Source organism: Methylocystis sp. WRRC1, from assembly GCF_020733155.1.
GTDB lineage: Bacteria > Pseudomonadota > Alphaproteobacteria > Rhizobiales > Beijerinckiaceae > Methylocystis.
Window position 1 is genome coordinate 402603 of sequence record NZ_JAJFZJ010000001.1, and the last position, 16599, is coordinate 419201.

Genomic DNA, 16599 nt, shown 5'->3' on the forward strand with positions numbered 1-16599 from the left:
CTTTCCCCGGGCGATGATTTGCGCGATGGCGCGATCACGGCGCGTGACCTTGCGATCACGCATGGCGAAGTCGCCTCGACTCAGGCGTCGCCCTCGGTCGGCGCGGCCGGCGGAACCATCACTTTCGCCTTGCGGGGAGCGCGCTTCTTCGCGGGAGCCTTGCGCGTCGTCTTCTTGGCGGCGCTCTTCCTGGCGGTCGCCTTCTTCGCGGTCGTCTTCTTGGTCACGGCGCGCTTCTTGGTCGCCGCCTTGCGGACAACCTTGCGAGCGGTCTTCTTGGTAGCGGCCTTGCGCACGCTCTTCTTGGCGGCGGCCTTCTTGGTCGCGCCGCGCTTCTTGGTCGCGGCCTTCTTCGTAGCAGCCTTCTTCGTCGCGCCTTTGCGCGCGCCTTTCTTGGCCGCCGCTTTCTTGGCCGGCTTACGCTTCGTTGTAGCTTTCGCCATAATAAGTCCCCTTGATCCGAATTGCCGGAAACCTGGTCGACCGACAATACGCGCAAATAGCGTAACGTGGTTAATCAGTCGTTCAAGTGGCGCGTCGCATGAAGTAACCGCAACAACGCGCGTCGCGACCATTTGTGCGATCTTCGACGATGAACAATTGCGTTCTGAAACTCGTGTCGACAGGCTTCGCGGATGCTGTCGTGAATGAATTGCGCACGCCATTTCTTCGCGAGAGCAACCCCTCGCAGCGCAACGCGGACGCGCCCGGCGACGCATTGCAAAGCGCCAGGGGCGCTGTTGCGACACATACGACGCGGCGCATCAATTCTTTGATTTTCTTTGCGATCATTACTCGCCGCGCGAAAGTCGCCGGCGCTTGCGAAGATCACGCGCGCACTTGTCGTTCAGAGATCCAGGGCGTGCGGACGACGCGTGAGACCCGTGTACTTGCGGGCATGAGAAAAGTCATGACGCGCAGTTCGACGAGAGAGCCGCCAGCACGTCGACGAACGCAATGTTGCGACTCCATCGCAGCAAAAAAAAATTGTGCGCAGGGCGCGAAGAGACGCAAAAATCTTCGCCGCGACGCGTGCGCGAGATGAAAAATCGCGCAACACGTCGTCGTCAGTGATTCGTTTCACGGAAAAATCCGCGCTGGTCAGATGCCGAGTTTGCTCTTCAGCAGATCGTTCACGGCTTGCGGATTCGCCTTGCCGCCAGTCTGCTTCATCACCTGTCCGACAAACCATCCGAGCATCGTCGGCTTCGCCTTCGCCTGCTCGACCTTGTCGGGATTGGCGGCGATGACGGCGTCGACGGCGGCCTCGATCGCGCCCGTGTCGGTCACCTGCCTCATACCGCGCACTTCGACGATCTCCTTCGGATCGCCGCCTTCGCTCCAGACAATCTCGAAGAGATCCTTGGCGATCTTTCCGGAGATGACGTTGCTGGAAATGAGTTCCACGATCGCGCCGAGCGCCTGCGCGGACACGGGCGAACGCGTCACATCCAGACCTTCCTTGTTGAGGCGGCCGAAGAGTTCGTTGATGACCCAGTTCGCTGCGAGCTTGGCGTCGCGTCCCTTCGCCGTCTCCTCGAAGAAGTCGGCGCTCGCCCGCTCCATCACCAGCACGCCGGCGTCATACGGCGGCAGGCCATACTGCTCGATGAAACGCGCGCGCTTCGCGTCGGGCAACTCCGGCAAACCGGCTTTCAGCGCATCGACATAGGCCTGATCGAACTCGAGCGGCAGCAGGTCGGGGTCAGGGAAATAACGATAGTCATGCGCTTCTTCCTTCGAGCGCATGGAGCGCGTCTCGCCCTTGCCGGGGTCGAAGAGACGCGTCTCCTGATCGATCTTGCCGCCGTCCTCGAGAATGCCGATCTGGCGACGCGCTTCGACCTCGATCGCCTGACCGATGAAGCGGATCGAATTGACGTTCTTGATCTCGCAACGCGTGCCGAGAGGTTCGCCCGGACGGCGCACGGAGACGTTCACATCGGCGCGCAGCGAGCCCTGCTCCATATTGCCGTCGCAGGAGCCGATGTAGCGCAGCAGCGCGCGCAGCTTGGTGACATATGCGCGCGCCTCTTCCGCCGAACGCATGTCGGGCTTGGAGACGATCTCCATCAGCGCGACGCCGCTACGGTTGAGGTCTACGTGGCTTTCCGTCGCGGAGAGATCGTGCAGCGACTTGCCGGCGTCCTGTTCGAGATGCAGGCGCTCGACGCCGACAGTGATGCGCTCGGTCGGCGACACGTCGACAATGACCGCGCCCTCGCCCACGATCGGATATTTGTACTGCGAGATCTGATAGCCCTGCGGCAGATCGGGATAGAAGTAGTTCTTTCGATCGAAGATGGAGCGCAGGTTGATCTGCGCCTCGAGGCCGAGCCCCGTGCGGATCGCCTGCTTGACGCATTCCTCATTGATCACCGGCAGCATACCGGGCATCGCCGCGTCGACGAGCGAGACATGATCGTTCGGCGCGCCGCCATATTCGGCGGAGGCGCCGGAGAAGAGCTTGGCCTTGCTCGTCACCTGCGCATGAATTTCCATGCCGATGACGACTTCCCAGTCGCCGGTTGCGCCTTTTATGAGTTTCGAGGGAGCCGGCTGCGCTGTGGTCATGTGAAGGCCCATCTTTCGTGACGGCGGACGCCGTCTGTTTTCCTGCTGCGCCGGATATAAACCAGAGGCGGCGTCCGCGGAAAGCGGCAAGAGCAGGCGCCCCCGGATGTCTGATTTGGCGGGTTCGCCATTCGTCAGCCTCGCCCTCGCCGCAAAGACCCGTCGTCACGCTTCGTCGAGGCGGTCGCCGCGAGCGGCAAACCGATCGTCTGCTCGCCCCGGACGCCCTGTAAACGCCGCCAGCGGGCTTTTTCTGGACCGATTCCCGATCCACCCCCTATATAAAGCCCGTACGGCGAAGACCGTGAGCTCTATGCAGGGCCGCCAAAGCCGTCGCAACAGTCGGGCCGCAGAGACGGAGCGGCGCGAGGCCTCGTTTCATCGCGCCGAGCCCGAAGCTTGCCGACGCGAGACGGATCTCTCGCAAGCGCCGCGAACCCGCAGCGATCGGATCGCTTGATAAATCGGCGCCGGATTGAAATCGTGGCGCCGCCGCTGACAGGTTGGTTGCATGGACGACAGGACGAACGGAAAAAACAGGCGCAAGGGCTGGATTGCGCGCATGCGCGCCGCGCCGCCCTATGTCAGCGTTCCGCTGGGGGTGTTTTTTGTCTTTGGCAGCTTTCTGAGTTTCCTGCCCGTCTTCGGGCTATGGATGCTGCCGCTTGGATTGTGGATCCTCGCGCCCAATGTTCCACTCGCCGACCGTATGGCGCGACGCATGCTCAAATGGTCGATCCGCAACGGCTTCGTGCGGGTGAAGCGCGTTGAGCGCCCCGAGGATCAGGAGCGCTCGCCGCCGTCTGACGATTGAGCGTCGCCCTTCGGCGCCTTGTCGCCCATCAGCCGCTCTTCATACTCGATCGACCATTCGATGATGGTCGTCCACAAATTCATCGCGAGTTCGACAGACAGGCTTTCGCGACGCGACGCGCCCAGAACGCGCGCCAGCACTTCGTCGACGCGCTCCGGCGCGCGCGCGGGTATGCCCAGACCCGGCTTCACTCTGGCGGCGCGTTCGATCTGGCGTTGACGTCTGGCGAGAAGCGTGACGAGCTCGTCGTCGAGCTCGTCTATCACGCGGCGCACGTCGGACATCTCGTCCTGAAGCGCCTGCAATGTTGAATCGGCAGCGGCCTTTTCGGCGCCGGGCGTGGTCATCATCAGGCCTCGCGCCACCAGGGTTGCGGGAACTCGATCTTCGGCGCCGCCTGTTCGATGGCGCTGGCGAGCGAGAAGAGCGTCTCTTCGTCGAAGGGTCGGCCGATGAGCTGAAGACCGAGCGGCAGGCCGTTCGCAGCGAGTCCGCCCGGCACGGCGATGCCCGGCAGGCCAGCCATGTTCACCGTGACGGTGAAGACGTCGTTGAGATACATCTCGACCGGATCGCTCGAACCCTGCTCGCCCTGCGCAAAGGCGGTGGAGGGCGTCGCCGGCGTCAGCACCGCGTCGACGCCTGCAGCGAACGCCTGGTCGAAATCGCGCTTGATGAGGCTGCGCACCTTCTGCGCGCGCACGTAATAGGCGTCGTAATAACCGGCCGAGAGCACATAGGTTCCGATCATGATGCGGCGACGCACTTCTGCGCCGAAGCCCTTGGCGCGCGTCTTCTCATACATGTCGATAATATCGCGGCCCTGCTCGCGCAGACCATAGCGCACGCCGTCGTAGCGGGCGAGGTTGGACGACGCTTCGGCCGGGGCGATGATGTAGTAGGTCGGCAGCGCATATTTGGTGTGCGGCAGCGAAATCTCGACGATCTCCGCGCCCGCGTCCTTCAGCCAGGCGACGCCACGATCCCAAAAGGCGGCGATTTCCGCCGACATGCCATCGAGGCGATATTCCTTCGGCACGCCGATCCGGCGGCCCTTCACCGAGGCGCCGATCGCGGCTTCGTAATCCGGCACGGGCGCGTCGACGCTCGTCGTGTCCTTCGGATCATGTCCCGCCATCGACCGCAGCATGATGGCCGCGTCGCGCACGGTGCGCGTGATCGGCCCCGCCTGATCGAGAGAGGACGCGAAGGCGACGATGCCCCAGCGCGAACAGCGGCCATATGTCGGCTTGATGCCGACCGTGCCCGTGAAGGCGGCGGGCTGACGAATGGAGCCGCCGGTGTCGGTCGCGGTGGCGCCCATGCAGAGACGCGCCGCCACGGCGGCCGAAGAGCCGCCCGACGAACCGCCCGGAACGATCTTCGCCGACGGATCGCCTCCGCGCCGCCACGGCGAAATGACGGGACCGAAAGCGCTGGTCTCGTTCGACGAACCCATCGCGAATTCGTCGAGGTTCAATTTGCCGAGCGTCACCGCGCCGTCGCGCAGAAGATTGGCCGAGACGGTCGACTCATAAGTGGGCGTGAAGTTGCCGAGGATGCGGCTCGCGGCCGTCGTGCGCACGCCCTTCGAGCAATACAGATCCTTGATGCCGAGCGGCACGCCTTCGAGCGGCCCGCCCTCGCCGCGCGCCAGCTTCGCGTCGCTCGTCTCCGCCTGCCTGAGCGCGAGCTCCGGCGTTTCGGTGATGTAGCAGTTGAGCGCGCGCGCCTTTTCGATCGCGGCGACATGCGCTTTCGTCAACTCAACCGCCGAAAGCTTTTTCGTCTTCAGCGCGTCGCGCGCGTCAGCGAGGGAGAGATGCGTGAGATCGGACATTGAGTCTCTTTATATATCGAGGGCGGTCGAAGCGGTTGACCAATTCATTCGACGACCTTCGGCACGACGAAATAATTGTCCTCGCGCACAGGCGCATTGGCGAGAATGTCGTCGACAATGCCGCCGTCGGTCACCACGTCGGCCCGCTTTTTCATCTGCATCGGCAGAACGGAGGTGAGCGGCTCGACGCCTTCGACGTCGACGGCGCTGAGAGTCTCGACGAAGGAGAGTATGGCGTTGATCTCGCCGCCGAGACGTTCGACTTCATTCTCCTCGACGGCGATGCGCGCGAGGTGGGCGATGCGGCGAACGACCGCGGAATCGACAGACATGTTTAGCTCCGCCCGATGATCGGTTCAGGGCGCTATAGCGCTTGGGCTTTCGGGGCGCAATGCGGCGGCGGCGGAAAGCCGCAGAATCGGCCTCCGAGGTTTATCCGCCGGGGCCGACGTGCTAGCGCGGGAGCCATGACTGATGAAGCCACGCCAATCGAGGAAGTCGCCCGGGTTCTCCCCGCGAAAGGCCGTCTCATGGGGCTCGACCTCGGGACAAAGACGATCGGCCTCGCGCTTTCGGACGTCGAGCGGCGGCTCGCCTCCCCGCTCGACACGATAAAGCGGGTCAAATTCTCTCAGGACGCCGGGGCGCTGCTCCAGCGCGCGCAGGACTTCGACGTCCAGGCGCTGGTTTTCGGCCTGCCGCTCAACATGGACGGGACCGCGGGACCGCGCGCGCAGGCGACGCGAGCCTTCATGCGAAATCTGCGCAAGCTCACGCCCATCCCTTTTGTCTTTTGGGACGAACGGTTGTCCACCGCGGCGGTGACGCGGGAGCTGATCGCTCAGGACGCCTCCCGCGCCAAACGCGCCGAGGTCGTGGACCGCATGGCGGCGGCCTACATCCTGCAAGGCGCGCTCGATCGGCTCTCCCGCCTGGCCTGACAAACGAAAACCCCGCCGTGGCCGGCGGGGCGGAGGTTACCGGCTCGCCGCCGTCATCAGCGATGATGATGATGGTGGTGGGAGTGGCTATGGCAGTGATGGCCATGGCAGTGGCGGTGGTGGTGACGAACACTGTGGTGATGATGCCGGCCGGTGTAGTGAACGGCCGTTGTTTGCGATGACAGCCCGATCGATTCGGGGCGCGTCGCGGTCGCCGGGCCGGCGACGGCTGAACCGGCAAATGTGAACATCGCAACAGCGCCAAGTGTGCTCAGCAAAATCGACTTCGTGCTCATTTTGGAGTCCCTCCTTGGGACGGGCAACGTAAGGTCATGTCTTTCAACGGCTCAGCTCAATCCATTCTTAGCCTGGCCGCCTATTGAGAAATAGGCGGTTAACGCCGAACTTCCAGAATTCGCGTCTTGCGTGCATTAGCTGGTTGACATTGCAAAACGAAAAAAGGAAAAGAAAGCTTAGAAAACTCTGAAGCTTAAGCCTGTCCGTCAAGGAGCTTCAGGTCTCCGGAGGCTATAATATGGGGCGTTCTACCGCATCTATTTCCGCTGCGCGCGCGGGAGCCAAACACGACGCCGCGCCGCCGTCAGTCGCGCCGCAGTCCAATGAAGATACAGCCGCGCTCGCTGGCTATATTGCTGATATGACAGCAGAATTAGCGAAGCTTGCGGGCGGCTCCCAGATGCCCATGCTCGCCTATTTCCTCAATCTTGCACGTGTCGAAGCTGAAATCCGCGCGCGGGAACTCGGCGGCGCCCCGATCAAACGCGGCTAATTATCACAACTTTTGATTGTAAACAAGCGAGACGGCGTTTGTCCCGTGACGCTCCAGCCGTCCCGCGAGGTCAAGCTCCACGAGCACGCCGTGAACCTCGCGCGCGGACAACCCGGCGATGCGGATAAGTTCGTCCACCGCGACGGGCGACGGCCCCAGCAGCGACAGGACGACCTCATGCGGGTCGACCACGCGCCCGTGAACTGGCGCTGAGGGCTCTGGCGAGGCTGTTTCGGGCCCGAGCTCCGGCTCCGGCGCCGCGAAGAGGGGACTCGGCGGTCCTTCTTCGAAGGCGAAAGCGCCCTGTGCAAGAAAGAGGTCGAGCTCGTCGAAAAGCGGCTCGTCCGCGCCCGCCCCTTCATCCTCGTCGAAAAGCTCGCCTCGGGGCGGTTTTGCCGCGCCCTCCGCCAGCGCCGCGATCACGTCCTCCGGCCGCGCGCAGAGCGTCGCTCCCTGGCGGATCAGGTCATTCGTTCCTTCCGCGCGCGGATCGAGCGGGGAGCCCGGCACGGCGAAGACCTCGCGCCCCTGCTCATTGGCGAAACGCGCGGTGATGAGCGAGCCGGACCGCCGCGCCGCCTCGACGACGACCGTCGCCCGGCTGATCCCCGATATGATTCGGTTTCGCCTGGGGAAATCGCGACCGCGCGGCTCCCACTCCAGCGGCATCTCCGAGACGATCAGGCCCCTTTCGGCGATTTCCTCGATGAGTCTGCCGTGCTCGGCCGGATAGGGCCGCGCCTGTCCGCCGGCGAGGACGGCGATAGTGCCGGTGTCCAGCGTCGCCCGGTGCGCCACCGCGTCAATGCCGCGAGCCAGACCGGAGACGACGACGAGGTCCTCCCTTGCAAAGCCGCGCGCCAGACGCTCGGCGAATGCGAGCCCTGCGGCGGAAGCGTTGCGCGAGCCGACGATGGCGACGCCGTCGCGGCGTGTGACCTCGCTGCTCCCCCGCAACGCCAGAACAGGAGGCGCATCCGGGATTTCGCGCAGCAACGGCGGGTAATCGGGATCGCCCGTCGTGGCGAAGCGGACGCCCATTGCTCGGGCGCGGTCGATCTCTTGCACTATCTCGTCGCGGGGGGCGATGCGGATACTGCGGCCGCGGAGCGAGCGCGCGGCAATGTCCGGCAACGCCTCCAGCGCCGCCCGAGCGCCGCCGAAGCGGTTGACGAGTTGTCGAAAAGTGCGCGGCCCGATGTTCTCGCTTCGGATCAGGCGGAGCCAGTCGACGAGTTGCTCGTCGCTGAGCCGCGCGCCCGGGGCCGCGCCGCTCATGCCTTCTGCCCGATGCGGCTTTCGGTCCCCGCGCGCAGCCGGGCGATATTTTCACTGTGCTTGCGCCATAGCATCGCCGCCATCGCCGCAACGACGAGGGCCTCGCCGCCATGCCCCAGCGCGAACAGCAGGACGGGCGACGCCGCGCTGGCGACAAGGGCCGAGAGTGAGGAGTAGCGCGAGATCGCCGCCACGCTCAGCCACACCGCGCAGAAGGCGAGACCGGTCGGCCAATGCAGACCGAACAGGCAGCCGAGGAAGGTTGCGACGCCCTTGCCGCCCTTGAATTTAAGCCAGACCGGAGCGATGTGGCCAACGAAGGCGGCAAAACCCGCGATCATCGCGCCCTCGGGCGAAAGCATCCCGCCGACAAGCACGGCGGCGGTTCCCTTCAGCGCATCGAGAATGAGGGTCGCCGCCGCGAGATCCTTTCGTCCCGTGCGCAGCACATTGGTCGCGCCGATATTGCCGGAGCCGATTGAGCGGAGGTCGCTCGTCCCGGCGCCGCGCGTCAGCAGTAGGCCGAAGGGGATGGAGCCAAGAAGATAGCCGATGACGAGGGCGAGCGCGTCGGGAAGGAAGGAACCCATGGACGGAAACGCGAAATCCTGAGCGAGTGGAAGCGCCTGCTGGGGCGGCGCGATGCTAAAGGAGCGTCGGCTGCGCCGCAACCCGGCGTTTACAATGTTCGCGCAACCCTGCGACGCTTTCGCGACGACGCACTTATCCCCACATGGAGCGCAAGCGCAAGCACGGAGAAAAAAAGCCGTCGTTCCGCCGCCGACCGACCGATGCCGCTCCCGTTTTGGAGACGAAAGCGGTAAAGGGGGGAGCGACAAGCCAGGACAGGATATGAGCAACTCAGAGCGCAAACCGCGCCCACGCGCCTTCCGACTTCAGGGCGACGAGACGGTGACGACCAAGGCCAAGCCGCAGGTCATCGAGCCCGACGTCGATGTTTTCGCCCGTGAGGCGGCGGAGCTCGTCGACGGCATGACCGGGGACGAGTCGGCCGTCGCGGCGGCGCAGGCAAATGGGCTACTGCGACGTTACGTCTTTTCATGGGGCGGGATTTTCTTCTCGGCGCTCAGCGGGCTCATTTCGCTCGGGCTGACCGTCTGGGCGTGGAACCTGGTCGAAGACCTCTTCAGCCGCTCTCTCGTTCTGGGCACGATCGGATTCGCGCTCGCGGCCCTGACAGCCGTGGCGGCGCTCGTCTTCCTTACGCGCGAACTCTTGGCGATCGCGCGCCAGAACCGCATCGCCAAATTGCACAAGTTGCTCGCCGACGCCCATTCGGCCGACGACGGCAAGGCCGCTCGCGAACATGTGGCGGAACTCTGCAAGATTTACGAGCATCGTCCCGACATGGCGCGCGCGCGCGCGCAGGTCGGCGATTACGTCAAGCAGATCATCGACGGACGCGATCTCATCGATCTCGCCGAGCGAAATCTCATCAGGCCGCTCGACGATCAGGCGCGCCGCGAAATCGCCGCGGCGGCGAAGCGCGTGTCCGTCGTTACGGCCGTCAGCCCGCGCGCCTTGCTCGATGTGATCTTCGTTGCGGGACAAGTCATCTTCCTGATGCGCCGTGTGGCGGAAATCTACGGAGGGCGGCCGGGCCTGTTCGGCTTCTTCCGCCTCGCGCGCTCGGTCGGCGCGCATCTCGCGATTACCGGCGTCGTCGCCGTGGGCGACACGCTCTTGCAGCAGGTCATCGGCCATGGCGTGGCCTCGCGCCTGTCGGCGAAACTCGGCGAGGGCGTGCTGAACGGCCTGCTCACTGCGCGCGTTGGACTTTCCGCCATGGCGGTGTGCCGCCCTACTCCCTTCGTCGCCGAGAAGCCCCCTTCCGTCGGCGATGTCGCGCCCTTCCTGTTCGGCGACAAATCCAAGAGCTGAAGATTTGAAGATCACGACCTGGAACATCAATTCCGTGCGGCTGCGAATGCCGCTCGTCGCGCATTTTCTGAAGACGCGCGCGCCCGATGTGCTCTGCCTGCAGGAAACCAAATGCCGCGACGCGGAATTTCCGATGAAGGATTTCCATGCGCTCGGCTATCGACATGTGGCGATCAACGGGCAGAAGGGCTACCACGGCGTCGCGGTCGTTTCGAAAAAGCCACTGCGTTTCGTCGAGAAACGCGATTTCTGCGAGAAAGGCGACGCCCGCCACATCGCCGTCGAGATCGAGGCCAAGAGCGGGCCCATCATGCTGCACAATTTCTATGTGCCGGCGGGCGGAGACGAGCCCGATGTCGAGATCAATCCGAAGTTCGCGCACAAGCTCGATTTTCTCGACGAAATGAAGAGCTGGATCGAAACGGAAGGCGTCACGAAAGGCCGGGTCGCGCTGGTCGGCGACCTGAACATTGCGCCGCTCGAACATGACGTCTGGAGCCACAAGGCGCTGCTGAAAGTCGTGAGCCATACGCCCGTCGAGGTCGAGAAGCTGACGGACGTCTTTCGCGCCGGCAGATGGATAGACGCGATGCGTCATTTCGTGCCGGCGGACGAAAAGCTCTATACTTGGTGGAGTTATCGTGCAGCGGATTGGGCGGCGTCCAACCGCGGCCGACGGCTCGATCATATTCTGGTGAGCGAAGCGCTCGGCGGCGCGCTTTCGCGGCTGGACGTCCTGCAGGAAGCGCGCGGCTGGGAACGGCCGTCGGACCATGTGCCGGTAACGATCGAACTGTCGGAGTAGGCATCGAGCGACAGGAGGCCAAATGATCGCCCGCGACCTGATGAACAGTGACTTCCCCTTTGTGACCGTCGACGCTGATCTCGACTATGTCGCAAAGCTGCTCGCTGAATGTGGTCTCGGCGCGGTTCCCGTCGTCGACGAACGTCGCGCGCCCATCGGCATCGTCACACGCAGCAATCTCGAAGAGAAGATCCAGGCGCCGGGCGCTGACCTCGGCGAAATACCCGAATTCCTGTTGCGCAATCGCCGCCGGCCGCCACTGCGCGCCAATGGCCGCGCGCTGCGCGATGTGATGACCACGCCCGCGATTTCCGTGCCCGAAACGGCGGCGCTCGCCGACATCGCGCGAATGATGGAGTCCTGCAAGCTCAAACGCATCCCCGTTGTCGATGGCGACAGGATCATCGGCCTCCTGCTGCGCAAGGAGGTGATGAATGCAATGAGCGCCGCCGCTGCGACGCAGGAAGCCGGCCGCACACGTCCCGTCATCACCCTGCCCCAGCATGCCGAACCGACCGATCGCTGCGCGGTGGCCACGGCGGAGGAGTTTCGCGAGCTCGTGGCGGCGCATGAGCGCAATCTGGACGCAGAGCGCGCCGAACGTCAGCGGATCGTCCGCGAATCACGCGACGAACGCATCAGGGAACTCGCAAAACGGCGCCTGACCGACGGGCAATGGCGAGAGATGTTGCATCAGGCCCGGCGCAACGCCGCGGCCGGTCTGACCGAATACATGCTGGTCCGCTTTCCTTCGCAGCTTTGTTCCGATGGCGGCCGCGCCATCAACGCGCCCGATCATCACTGGCCGGAGACGCTGCGCGGCGAGCCTGCCGACATTTTCCGGCGCTGGCGCAATGAGCTGCAGCCGCGGGGTTTCAAGATCGCGGCGCAGATCATCGACTTTCCCGAGGGGATTCCGGGCGACGCCGCGCTCTTTCTGATCTGGGGCGCAGGCGCTTCCTGACGGGTTTACTGCTTCCGCGCGTCCGCGACGGCGCGCAGCTCCGCCAGCGAGGAGAATCGCTCCGACCCCGTCGCGGTGCGCATCTCCACCGAGCCGTCGGAATACATCACATAAGTGGCTTCGCCCGCCGTGTAGCGATCGACTTCCGTCGGCTCTTCCAAGGGCTTTTCCGCCGGCGCTTCGACCGGCTTTGCCGCAACTGCCGGTTTCGGCGGCGGCGCAGGCGGCGCGGCTGTCGAAACCGGAGGAGCAGCTATTACCGCCGGCGTGTCGCTCGCGACCTGCGGCGCAAGACGCGCCAGATGCGCCACGACGCGGCCGAGCGCGATCGTCACCACGCCGCCTGACAGCGCGACCGCGCCGGAGATGAAAAGGCTCCAACCGCGCTCGAGCTGGATGAGATCCCAACCGGACCACATGCCGTATCCGCCCGCGGCCGCCAGCAGCAGCCCCGACGTCGTGACGCCCAATCCTGACAAGTTGCGTTTCATGTCGTTCCCGCAATTCGAGCCGTGCGGTTGTATCACAACACGCGCGGCTAGGCATGCCGGGAAAGGCAAGGCTTCAGTCGGAATCAAATACTTTATTTTACATTGTATATACATAAAGACCGTAGACGCGGCAGAAGCGCGACCTTAGGCATAGGCTCAATATATATGATACCTTGATATCAAATTTTCAATATGTTGATTTTCTGCCAGCGGCCGAAATGTCGATGCTCTATTTTTTATATATAAAAATCAGTATGTTATAAAATTATTCAAGATGCGTCTTGATGCCGCATAGTATAATCCACACCTAATACAAACCTCCTGCTGATCGGCCGATAAAGCGGCGGGCCAATGCATCACGCCCCCCGGGGCACTCGGTCCGGGGGTTACCGAAACTCAATGGAGACGCATTAATGAAGGGCTTGTCGCTCAAAAGCGGTCTTGCGGCCGCCGCTCTTACCCTGATCGCCGCGGTCGGCGTCAATCTCGCGCCATCCGCCGCATTGGCGCATGGCGGCGTGAAGCTCGAACAGGACGAATGCGTCCTGCGCATCGGCCCCAATACCATGCACTTCATCGGCTATCAGCGTTCGGGCGAAGAACAGGAATTTTGCGAGGACATCGCCCAGACCGGTCCGACTGTCATCGCGCTCGAAGCCGTCTCCGAGGAGCTGCGCGACATGGCTATCGGCGTGCGCGTGATCAAGGATGTCGGCGGCGAGGCGAATGAGAAGGGCGACCTGAAGGCCGCTACCGTCTTCTTCATGGAGCCGAAGGTCTACCGCAACGGCATCATGACTTTCGAGCACGACTTCAAGGACGCCGGCCATTACGTCGGCATCGTGACGGTGCGTGACGATCTCGGCAACGAGTGGACCTCACGCTTCCCCTTCACGGTTGGCCTCTACACCTTCTGGGGAATGATCGAATACATCCTCTACGGAGTTGGCTTCGTGGCGCTGGTGGTGGGGATGTGGCTCGCCATTCGCGCGAAGGCGAACAAGGCCGCACAACCGGCCGACGTGACGGCCTGAGCCTCTGATAGACAAGGAATGATGGGCCCGGCGTGAGCCGGGCCTTTCTGTTTTTGCGACGACGGCGCGAAATCGGGCGCCGCGGCTATTCTTCGATATTGCCGCACCGAAGCGGTGGAGCTAGTTAACCGCAGGGCCCTTGAAGCTCTATTCCTTGTCAGGAGAGAATTATGTCCTTCACCCTTGAAGACCTCCCTTACGCCTACGACGCTCTTCAGCCGTATTTGTCGCGCGAATCCTTCGAGTACCACCACGACAAGCACCACGCGACCTATGTGACGAACGCCAACAACCTCGTCAAAGGCACGGAATATGAGGGCAAGCCGATCGAGGAAGTGATCGTGACGGCCTTCAATCGGAACACGCCGATCTTCAACAATGTCGCGCAGCACTACAATCATCACCACTACTGGAAGTGGATGAAGCCGAATGGCGGCGGCGCAATCCCCGGCAAGATCGAGAAGCTGATCGTCGAGTCGTTCGGCTCGGTCGACAAGTTCAAGGAAGACTTTCAGAAGGAAGGCCTCGCGCAGTTCGGCTCGGGCTGGGTGTGGCTCGAAATGAAAGACGGCAAGCTCGCCATCCGCAAGACGCCGAACGCGGAAAATCCGTTGGTGCACGGCGCCGCGCCGCTCCTCGTCGCGGACGTATGGGAGCACTCTTATTACATCGACTACCGCAATCGCCGCGCCGACTATCTCAAGGCCTTCCTCGACCATCTCGTGAACTGGGAACACGTCGAGGAAATGTACGACGCAGCCGTGTAAACTTCGGCGCGCGGCGCGAAGGTCGTCCAATCGCGCCGCGCGGCTCGGCTCTCGACCATGTTTGCGCCGACAAAAAAAGGATCGGACTTTCGTCCGATCCTTTAAAAAAATGTTCCACGGTCAGGCGGGTTAAAAGCAGCGCCTCACGCGCACGCCGTTGATGAAGACGAAGCGGCATACCGGCGCCCTGCGCACGACGGCTGCCCCGCGCGGGCCGGCGCAACCGGCGCGATAGACGCCGCGTGCGCAGACGACGGCGTTGGCTTCATCAGGCTGCGCCGTCATCGTTGCAGCGAATGTCAGCAGGCCGAGGCCGGCAAGAGCAAGATATTTCATCACGAATGTCCTTTCTTTACGATCGCGCCACTGTTACGGCGCGAGAACTTTCGGCTTCGCCTCGACGACCGCCTTGAGATTGGCGAGGCCCTGTTCGAACTGCCCCCCGACGATCTTATCCATATTCATGAAAACGCTCATGGCCTTGCCCATGAATTCGTGTTTGCCAGACATGACCCAGGTGATTTCGGTCTGGTTTTCGCCCACGGGCTTCAGATCGAACTGGACGTCGTTGACGGCCTGCATCGGCTTCTGGAACGCGATCTTGATCCGAACCCGCTCGTTCTGGGTGCTCTCGATGATCTTCATCCTGCCGGCGCCCACCTTTTTGTTGCCGGACCACGACATTATAGCCCCGGCGCCGAGCGGCGAGCCTTCAAACGCGATCGTCTGATTGGGATCGAGCTTCGCCCATGGCGACCAGAGCTCCCAATTGTGAAGATCGTTTATCTCGGGGTAGATGGCCTCGGGCTGCGCATTGACGACAGCCGAACGCGCGATGCGGAAAGTGTCCGCCTGCAAGGAAATATAAGCGATCAGGGCGCTTACCGCGCCGAGCAAAAGCAACAGAAACAGGGTCATTCGCGCCACTCCGGTCGATGCGCGAGCCTGGGGAAGACTCGCGCTTTTTCGACAATCTAGGGCGCATGGGCGCGCCGCGTAAAGGCGGCGACGCGACCAGAGCAAATTCGGTGAATTCGAATTCGCCGAATTTGCTCCCGCTTCATATCCTTTTGCGCGTTCGAACGGAAAACCGCCGGCACTTTTCTCAGCGCTTTAACGGAGGCTCGCGCAGAAGGTTTGTATCTTGTGGCAGGCCTTTTCGAGCACGAGCGCCGACGCCGCATAGGAGACGCGGAAGTTCGGTCCCGTGCCGAAGGCCGAGCCCTGCACGACGGCGACGCCCTCCGCCTCGAGCAGCGCCGTGACGAAATCCTCGTCGGTCTCGATCACCTTCCCCGCGGGCGTCTTGCGACCGATCGCCTCGGCGCAGGACGGGAAGACATAAAAGGCGCCCTCGGGCGTCGGGCATTTCAGATATTTCGCCTGGTTGAGCATGGACACGACGAGGTCACGCCGCTCCTGGAACGCCTTGCGGAAAATCGAGAGATGCTCCTGCGGCCCTTCCAGCGCCTCGACCGCCGCCCATTGCGCGATCGAGCAGGCGCCGGAGGTCTGCTGGCCCTGCAGAAGGTCCATGGCCTTGATCAGCGCGCTCGGGCCGGCGGCGTAGCCGATGCGCCAGCCGGTCATGGCGTAGGCCTTGGAGACGCCGTTCATGGTCAGCGTGCGGTCCATCAGCGCCGGCTCGACCTGCGCAGGGGTGACGAATTTGAAATCGCCATAGACGAGATGCTCGTAGATGTCGTCAGTGAGGACATGCACTTGCGGATGGCGCAGCAGCACGTCTGTCACCTTCTTCATCTCGTCGAAGCTATAGGCGGCGCCCGAGGGATTCGACGGCGAATTGAGCACGAGCCACTTGGTCTTCGGCGTGATGGCGGCCTCTAGCGCCTCCGGCTGCAGCTTGAAGCCGTCCTCCATCTTCGTATCGACAAAGACCGTCTTGCCGCCGCAGATGGCGACCATCTCCGGATAGCTCACCCAATAGGGCGCCGTAACGATCACCTCGTCGCCATGGTTGAGCGTCGCGAGGAAGGCGTTGAACAGGATGTGCTTGCCGCCCGTCGCGACGATCGTGTCGGCGGCCTTGTAGTCCAGCCCGTTCTCGCGCTTGAACTTCCGCGCGACCGCCTCCCGCAGCTGCGGGATGCCGAGCACGGGCGTGTAGCGGGTCTCGCCGCGGTCGATGGCGGCCTTGGCGGCGTTGCGAATGTGCTCGGGCGTGTCGAAGTCGGGCTCGCCAACCGAGAGGCTGATGACCTCCCTGCCCTGCGCTTTCAGATCCCGCGCCTTCTGCGTCACGGCGATCGTGGCGGAGGGTTTTACGCGCGAGAGAGCATGGGCGAGGAAGGACATTGATAAGCGCCTTTTGCGAGGGAGCGCGGCTTGGTGCGCCGCACATAACGCCGCCGAAGATAGTCGCGCCTTTTGCGCCGATC

The 16599-nt window shown here is 63.2% G+C and carries 20 protein-coding genes; 8 read left to right on the forward strand and 12 right to left on the reverse strand.

Annotation, left to right across the window (positions count from 1 at the left end):
- Positions 1-80: 80 nt before the first annotated feature.
- Both LG047_RS02050 and gatB read right to left on the reverse strand, forming a co-directional pair.
- Complete coding sequence (locus LG047_RS02050; protein ID WP_227965019.1) at positions 81-443, reverse strand: hypothetical protein; 363 nt, start codon at positions 441-443, stop codon at positions 81-83.
- 658 nt (positions 444-1101) lie between these two features.
- The gene (gene gatB, locus LG047_RS02055; protein ID WP_227965021.1) at positions 1102-2574 is read right to left on the reverse strand and encodes an Asp-tRNA(Asn)/Glu-tRNA(Gln) amidotransferase subunit GatB; all 1473 of its coding nucleotides are present in this window, start codon (positions 2572-2574) and stop codon (positions 1102-1104) included.
- Between the two features lie 511 nt (positions 2575-3085).
- On the opposite strand from gatB, the gene LG047_RS02060 reads away from it, so the two are divergent.
- Positions 3086-3388 carry a hypothetical protein gene (locus LG047_RS02060; protein ID WP_227965023.1) on the forward strand — a complete coding sequence of 101 codons (303 nt, stop codon included), beginning with the start codon at positions 3086-3088 and terminating at the stop codon, positions 3386-3388.
- Here LG047_RS02060 and LG047_RS02065 read toward each other — a convergent pair.
- The 3 genes from LG047_RS02065 to gatC are packed head-to-tail and all read right to left on the reverse strand — an operon-like array spanning position 3358 to position 5560.
- Positions 3358-3738 carry a chorismate mutase gene (locus LG047_RS02065; RefSeq protein WP_227965025.1) on the reverse strand — a complete coding sequence of 127 codons (381 nt, stop codon included), beginning with the start codon at positions 3736-3738 and terminating at the stop codon, positions 3358-3360. The genes LG047_RS02060 and LG047_RS02065 overlap by 31 nt on opposite strands.
- Positions 3738-5228: an Asp-tRNA(Asn)/Glu-tRNA(Gln) amidotransferase subunit GatA gene (gene gatA / locus LG047_RS02070; protein ID WP_227965032.1), complete on the reverse strand. Its 1491-nt coding sequence runs from the start codon at positions 5226-5228 to the stop codon at positions 3738-3740. The genes LG047_RS02065 and gatA overlap by 1 nt, the downstream gene beginning before the upstream one ends.
- Positions 5229-5272: 44 nt before the next feature.
- Positions 5273-5560: an Asp-tRNA(Asn)/Glu-tRNA(Gln) amidotransferase subunit GatC gene (gene gatC, locus LG047_RS02075; RefSeq protein WP_036281691.1), complete on the reverse strand. Its 288-nt coding sequence runs from the start codon at positions 5558-5560 to the stop codon at positions 5273-5275.
- Positions 5561-5695: 135 nt separating this feature from the next.
- Here gatC and ruvX point away from each other — a divergent pair, with 135 nt between their 5' ends.
- Complete coding sequence (gene ruvX / locus LG047_RS02080) at positions 5696-6169, forward strand: Holliday junction resolvase RuvX (RefSeq protein ID WP_036281693.1); 474 nt, start codon at positions 5696-5698, stop codon at positions 6167-6169.
- A 56-nt stretch (positions 6170-6225) separates the two neighbouring features.
- Here the strand turns inward: ruvX and LG047_RS02085 are convergent, their stop codons facing one another.
- Entirely contained in the window at positions 6226-6465 is a 240-nt protein-coding gene (locus LG047_RS02085) for a hypothetical protein (protein WP_144259497.1), read from the reverse strand.
- 239 nt (positions 6466-6704) lie between these two features.
- On the opposite strand from LG047_RS02085, the gene LG047_RS02090 reads away from it, so the two are divergent.
- Positions 6705-6959: a hypothetical protein gene (locus LG047_RS02090; RefSeq protein WP_227965034.1), complete on the forward strand. Its 255-nt coding sequence runs from the start codon at positions 6705-6707 to the stop codon at positions 6957-6959.
- A gap of 3 nt (positions 6960-6962) precedes the next feature.
- Here the strand turns inward: LG047_RS02090 and dprA are convergent, their stop codons facing one another.
- The gene (gene dprA, locus LG047_RS02095; protein WP_227965036.1) at positions 6963-8237 is read right to left on the reverse strand and encodes a DNA-processing protein DprA; all 1275 of its coding nucleotides are present in this window, start codon (positions 8235-8237) and stop codon (positions 6963-6965) included.
- Positions 8234-8827: a glycerol-3-phosphate 1-O-acyltransferase PlsY gene (gene plsY, locus LG047_RS02100; RefSeq protein WP_227965038.1), complete on the reverse strand. Its 594-nt coding sequence runs from the start codon at positions 8825-8827 to the stop codon at positions 8234-8236. Before plsY ends, dprA begins: the two co-directional genes overlap by 4 nt.
- A 262-nt stretch (positions 8828-9089) precedes the next feature.
- On the opposite strand from plsY, the gene LG047_RS02105 reads away from it, so the two are divergent.
- Genes LG047_RS02105 through LG047_RS02115 form a run of 3 tightly spaced genes read left to right on the forward strand, consistent with a single transcriptional unit; the run spans position 9090 to position 11908 of the window.
- The gene (locus LG047_RS02105) at positions 9090-10139 is read left to right on the forward strand and encodes a YcjF family protein (protein WP_227965040.1); all 1050 of its coding nucleotides are present in this window, start codon (positions 9090-9092) and stop codon (positions 10137-10139) included.
- The gene (gene xth, locus LG047_RS02110; RefSeq protein ID WP_036281704.1) at positions 10099-10944 is read left to right on the forward strand and encodes an exodeoxyribonuclease III; all 846 of its coding nucleotides are present in this window, start codon (positions 10099-10101) and stop codon (positions 10942-10944) included. The genes LG047_RS02105 and xth overlap by 41 nt, the downstream gene beginning before the upstream one ends.
- Before the next feature lie 22 nt (positions 10945-10966).
- Positions 10967-11908: a cyclic nucleotide-binding/CBS domain-containing protein gene (locus LG047_RS02115; RefSeq protein ID WP_227965042.1), complete on the forward strand. Its 942-nt coding sequence runs from the start codon at positions 10967-10969 to the stop codon at positions 11906-11908.
- A 5-nt stretch (positions 11909-11913) separates the two neighbouring features.
- On the opposite strand, the gene LG047_RS02120 is transcribed toward LG047_RS02115, so the two are convergent.
- Positions 11914-12399 carry a hypothetical protein gene (locus tag LG047_RS02120; protein WP_036281709.1) on the reverse strand — a complete coding sequence of 162 codons (486 nt, stop codon included), beginning with the start codon at positions 12397-12399 and terminating at the stop codon, positions 11914-11916.
- 413 nt (positions 12400-12812) lie between these two features.
- Between LG047_RS02120 and LG047_RS02125 the strand changes: the two genes are divergently transcribed.
- Together LG047_RS02125 and LG047_RS02130 are read left to right on the forward strand one after the other, a co-directional pair.
- Positions 12813-13433, forward strand: a complete 621-nt coding sequence (locus LG047_RS02125; protein ID WP_227965044.1) for a hypothetical protein — start codon at positions 12813-12815, stop codon at positions 13431-13433.
- Positions 13434-13603: 170 nt separating this feature from the next.
- Positions 13604-14200: a superoxide dismutase gene (locus LG047_RS02130; protein WP_036281714.1), complete on the forward strand. Its 597-nt coding sequence runs from the start codon at positions 13604-13606 to the stop codon at positions 14198-14200.
- A gap of 129 nt (positions 14201-14329) precedes the next feature.
- On the opposite strand, the gene LG047_RS02135 is transcribed toward LG047_RS02130, so the two are convergent.
- The 3 genes from LG047_RS02135 to LG047_RS02145 all read right to left on the reverse strand — a co-directional run bounded on the left by LG047_RS02135 (position 14330) and on the right by LG047_RS02145 (position 16516).
- Entirely contained in the window at positions 14330-14536 is a 207-nt protein-coding gene (locus LG047_RS02135; protein WP_227965046.1) for a hypothetical protein, read from the reverse strand.
- A 33-nt stretch (positions 14537-14569) separates the two neighbouring features.
- Positions 14570-15118: an SRPBCC family protein gene (locus tag LG047_RS02140; RefSeq protein WP_227965048.1), complete on the reverse strand. Its 549-nt coding sequence runs from the start codon at positions 15116-15118 to the stop codon at positions 14570-14572.
- Positions 15119-15313: 195 nt separating this feature from the next.
- Positions 15314-16516: a pyridoxal phosphate-dependent aminotransferase gene (locus LG047_RS02145; protein WP_036281722.1), complete on the reverse strand. Its 1203-nt coding sequence runs from the start codon at positions 16514-16516 to the stop codon at positions 15314-15316.
- Positions 16517-16599: the final 83 nt, after the last annotated feature.

Excerpts from the sequence above, each read along its gene's own strand:
- LG047_RS02050 (WP_227965019.1), bottom strand. The coding sequence starts at position 443 with ATGGCGAAAGCTACAACGAAGCGTAAGCCGGCCAAGAAAGCGGCGGCC.
- dprA (WP_227965036.1), bottom strand. The coding sequence starts at position 8,237 with ATGAGCGGCGCGGCCCCGGGCGCGCGGCTCAGCGACGAGCAACTCGTC.
- xth (WP_036281704.1), top strand. The coding sequence starts at position 10,099 with ATGTCGCGCCCTTCCTGTTCGGCGACAAATCCAAGAGCTGAAGATTTG.
- ruvX (WP_036281693.1), top strand. The coding sequence starts at position 5,696 with ATGACTGATGAAGCCACGCCAATCGAGGAAGTCGCCCGGGTTCTCCCC.
- LG047_RS02125 (WP_227965044.1), top strand. The coding sequence starts at position 12,813 with ATGAAGGGCTTGTCGCTCAAAAGCGGTCTTGCGGCCGCCGCTCTTACC.
- LG047_RS02090 (WP_227965034.1), top strand. The coding sequence starts at position 6,705 with ATGGGGCGTTCTACCGCATCTATTTCCGCTGCGCGCGCGGGAGCCAAA.
- LG047_RS02060 (WP_227965023.1), top strand. The coding sequence starts at position 3,086 with ATGGACGACAGGACGAACGGAAAAAACAGGCGCAAGGGCTGGATTGCG.
- gatA (WP_227965032.1), bottom strand. The coding sequence starts at position 5,228 with ATGTCCGATCTCACGCATCTCTCCCTCGCTGACGCGCGCGACGCGCTG.
- LG047_RS02085 (WP_144259497.1), bottom strand. The coding sequence starts at position 6,465 with ATGAGCACGAAGTCGATTTTGCTGAGCACACTTGGCGCTGTTGCGATG.
- gatC (WP_036281691.1), bottom strand. The coding sequence starts at position 5,560 with ATGTCTGTCGATTCCGCGGTCGTTCGCCGCATCGCCCACCTCGCGCGC.
- LG047_RS02065 (WP_227965025.1), bottom strand. The coding sequence starts at position 3,738 with ATGATGACCACGCCCGGCGCCGAAAAGGCCGCTGCCGATTCAACATTG.
- gatB (WP_227965021.1), bottom strand. The coding sequence starts at position 2,574 with ATGACCACAGCGCAGCCGGCTCCCTCGAAACTCATAAAAGGCGCAACC.
- LG047_RS02105 (WP_227965040.1), top strand. The coding sequence starts at position 9,090 with ATGAGCAACTCAGAGCGCAAACCGCGCCCACGCGCCTTCCGACTTCAG.
- LG047_RS02135 (WP_227965046.1), bottom strand. The coding sequence starts at position 14,536 with ATGAAATATCTTGCTCTTGCCGGCCTCGGCCTGCTGACATTCGCTGCA.
- LG047_RS02145 (WP_036281722.1), bottom strand. The coding sequence starts at position 16,516 with ATGTCCTTCCTCGCCCATGCTCTCTCGCGCGTAAAACCCTCCGCCACG.
- LG047_RS02115 (WP_227965042.1), top strand. The coding sequence starts at position 10,967 with ATGATCGCCCGCGACCTGATGAACAGTGACTTCCCCTTTGTGACCGTC.
- LG047_RS02140 (WP_227965048.1), bottom strand. The coding sequence starts at position 15,118 with ATGACCCTGTTTCTGTTGCTTTTGCTCGGCGCGGTAAGCGCCCTGATC.
- plsY (WP_227965038.1), bottom strand. The coding sequence starts at position 8,827 with ATGGGTTCCTTCCTTCCCGACGCGCTCGCCCTCGTCATCGGCTATCTT.
- LG047_RS02130 (WP_036281714.1), top strand. The coding sequence starts at position 13,604 with ATGTCCTTCACCCTTGAAGACCTCCCTTACGCCTACGACGCTCTTCAG.
- LG047_RS02120 (WP_036281709.1), bottom strand. The coding sequence starts at position 12,399 with ATGAAACGCAACTTGTCAGGATTGGGCGTCACGACGTCGGGGCTGCTG.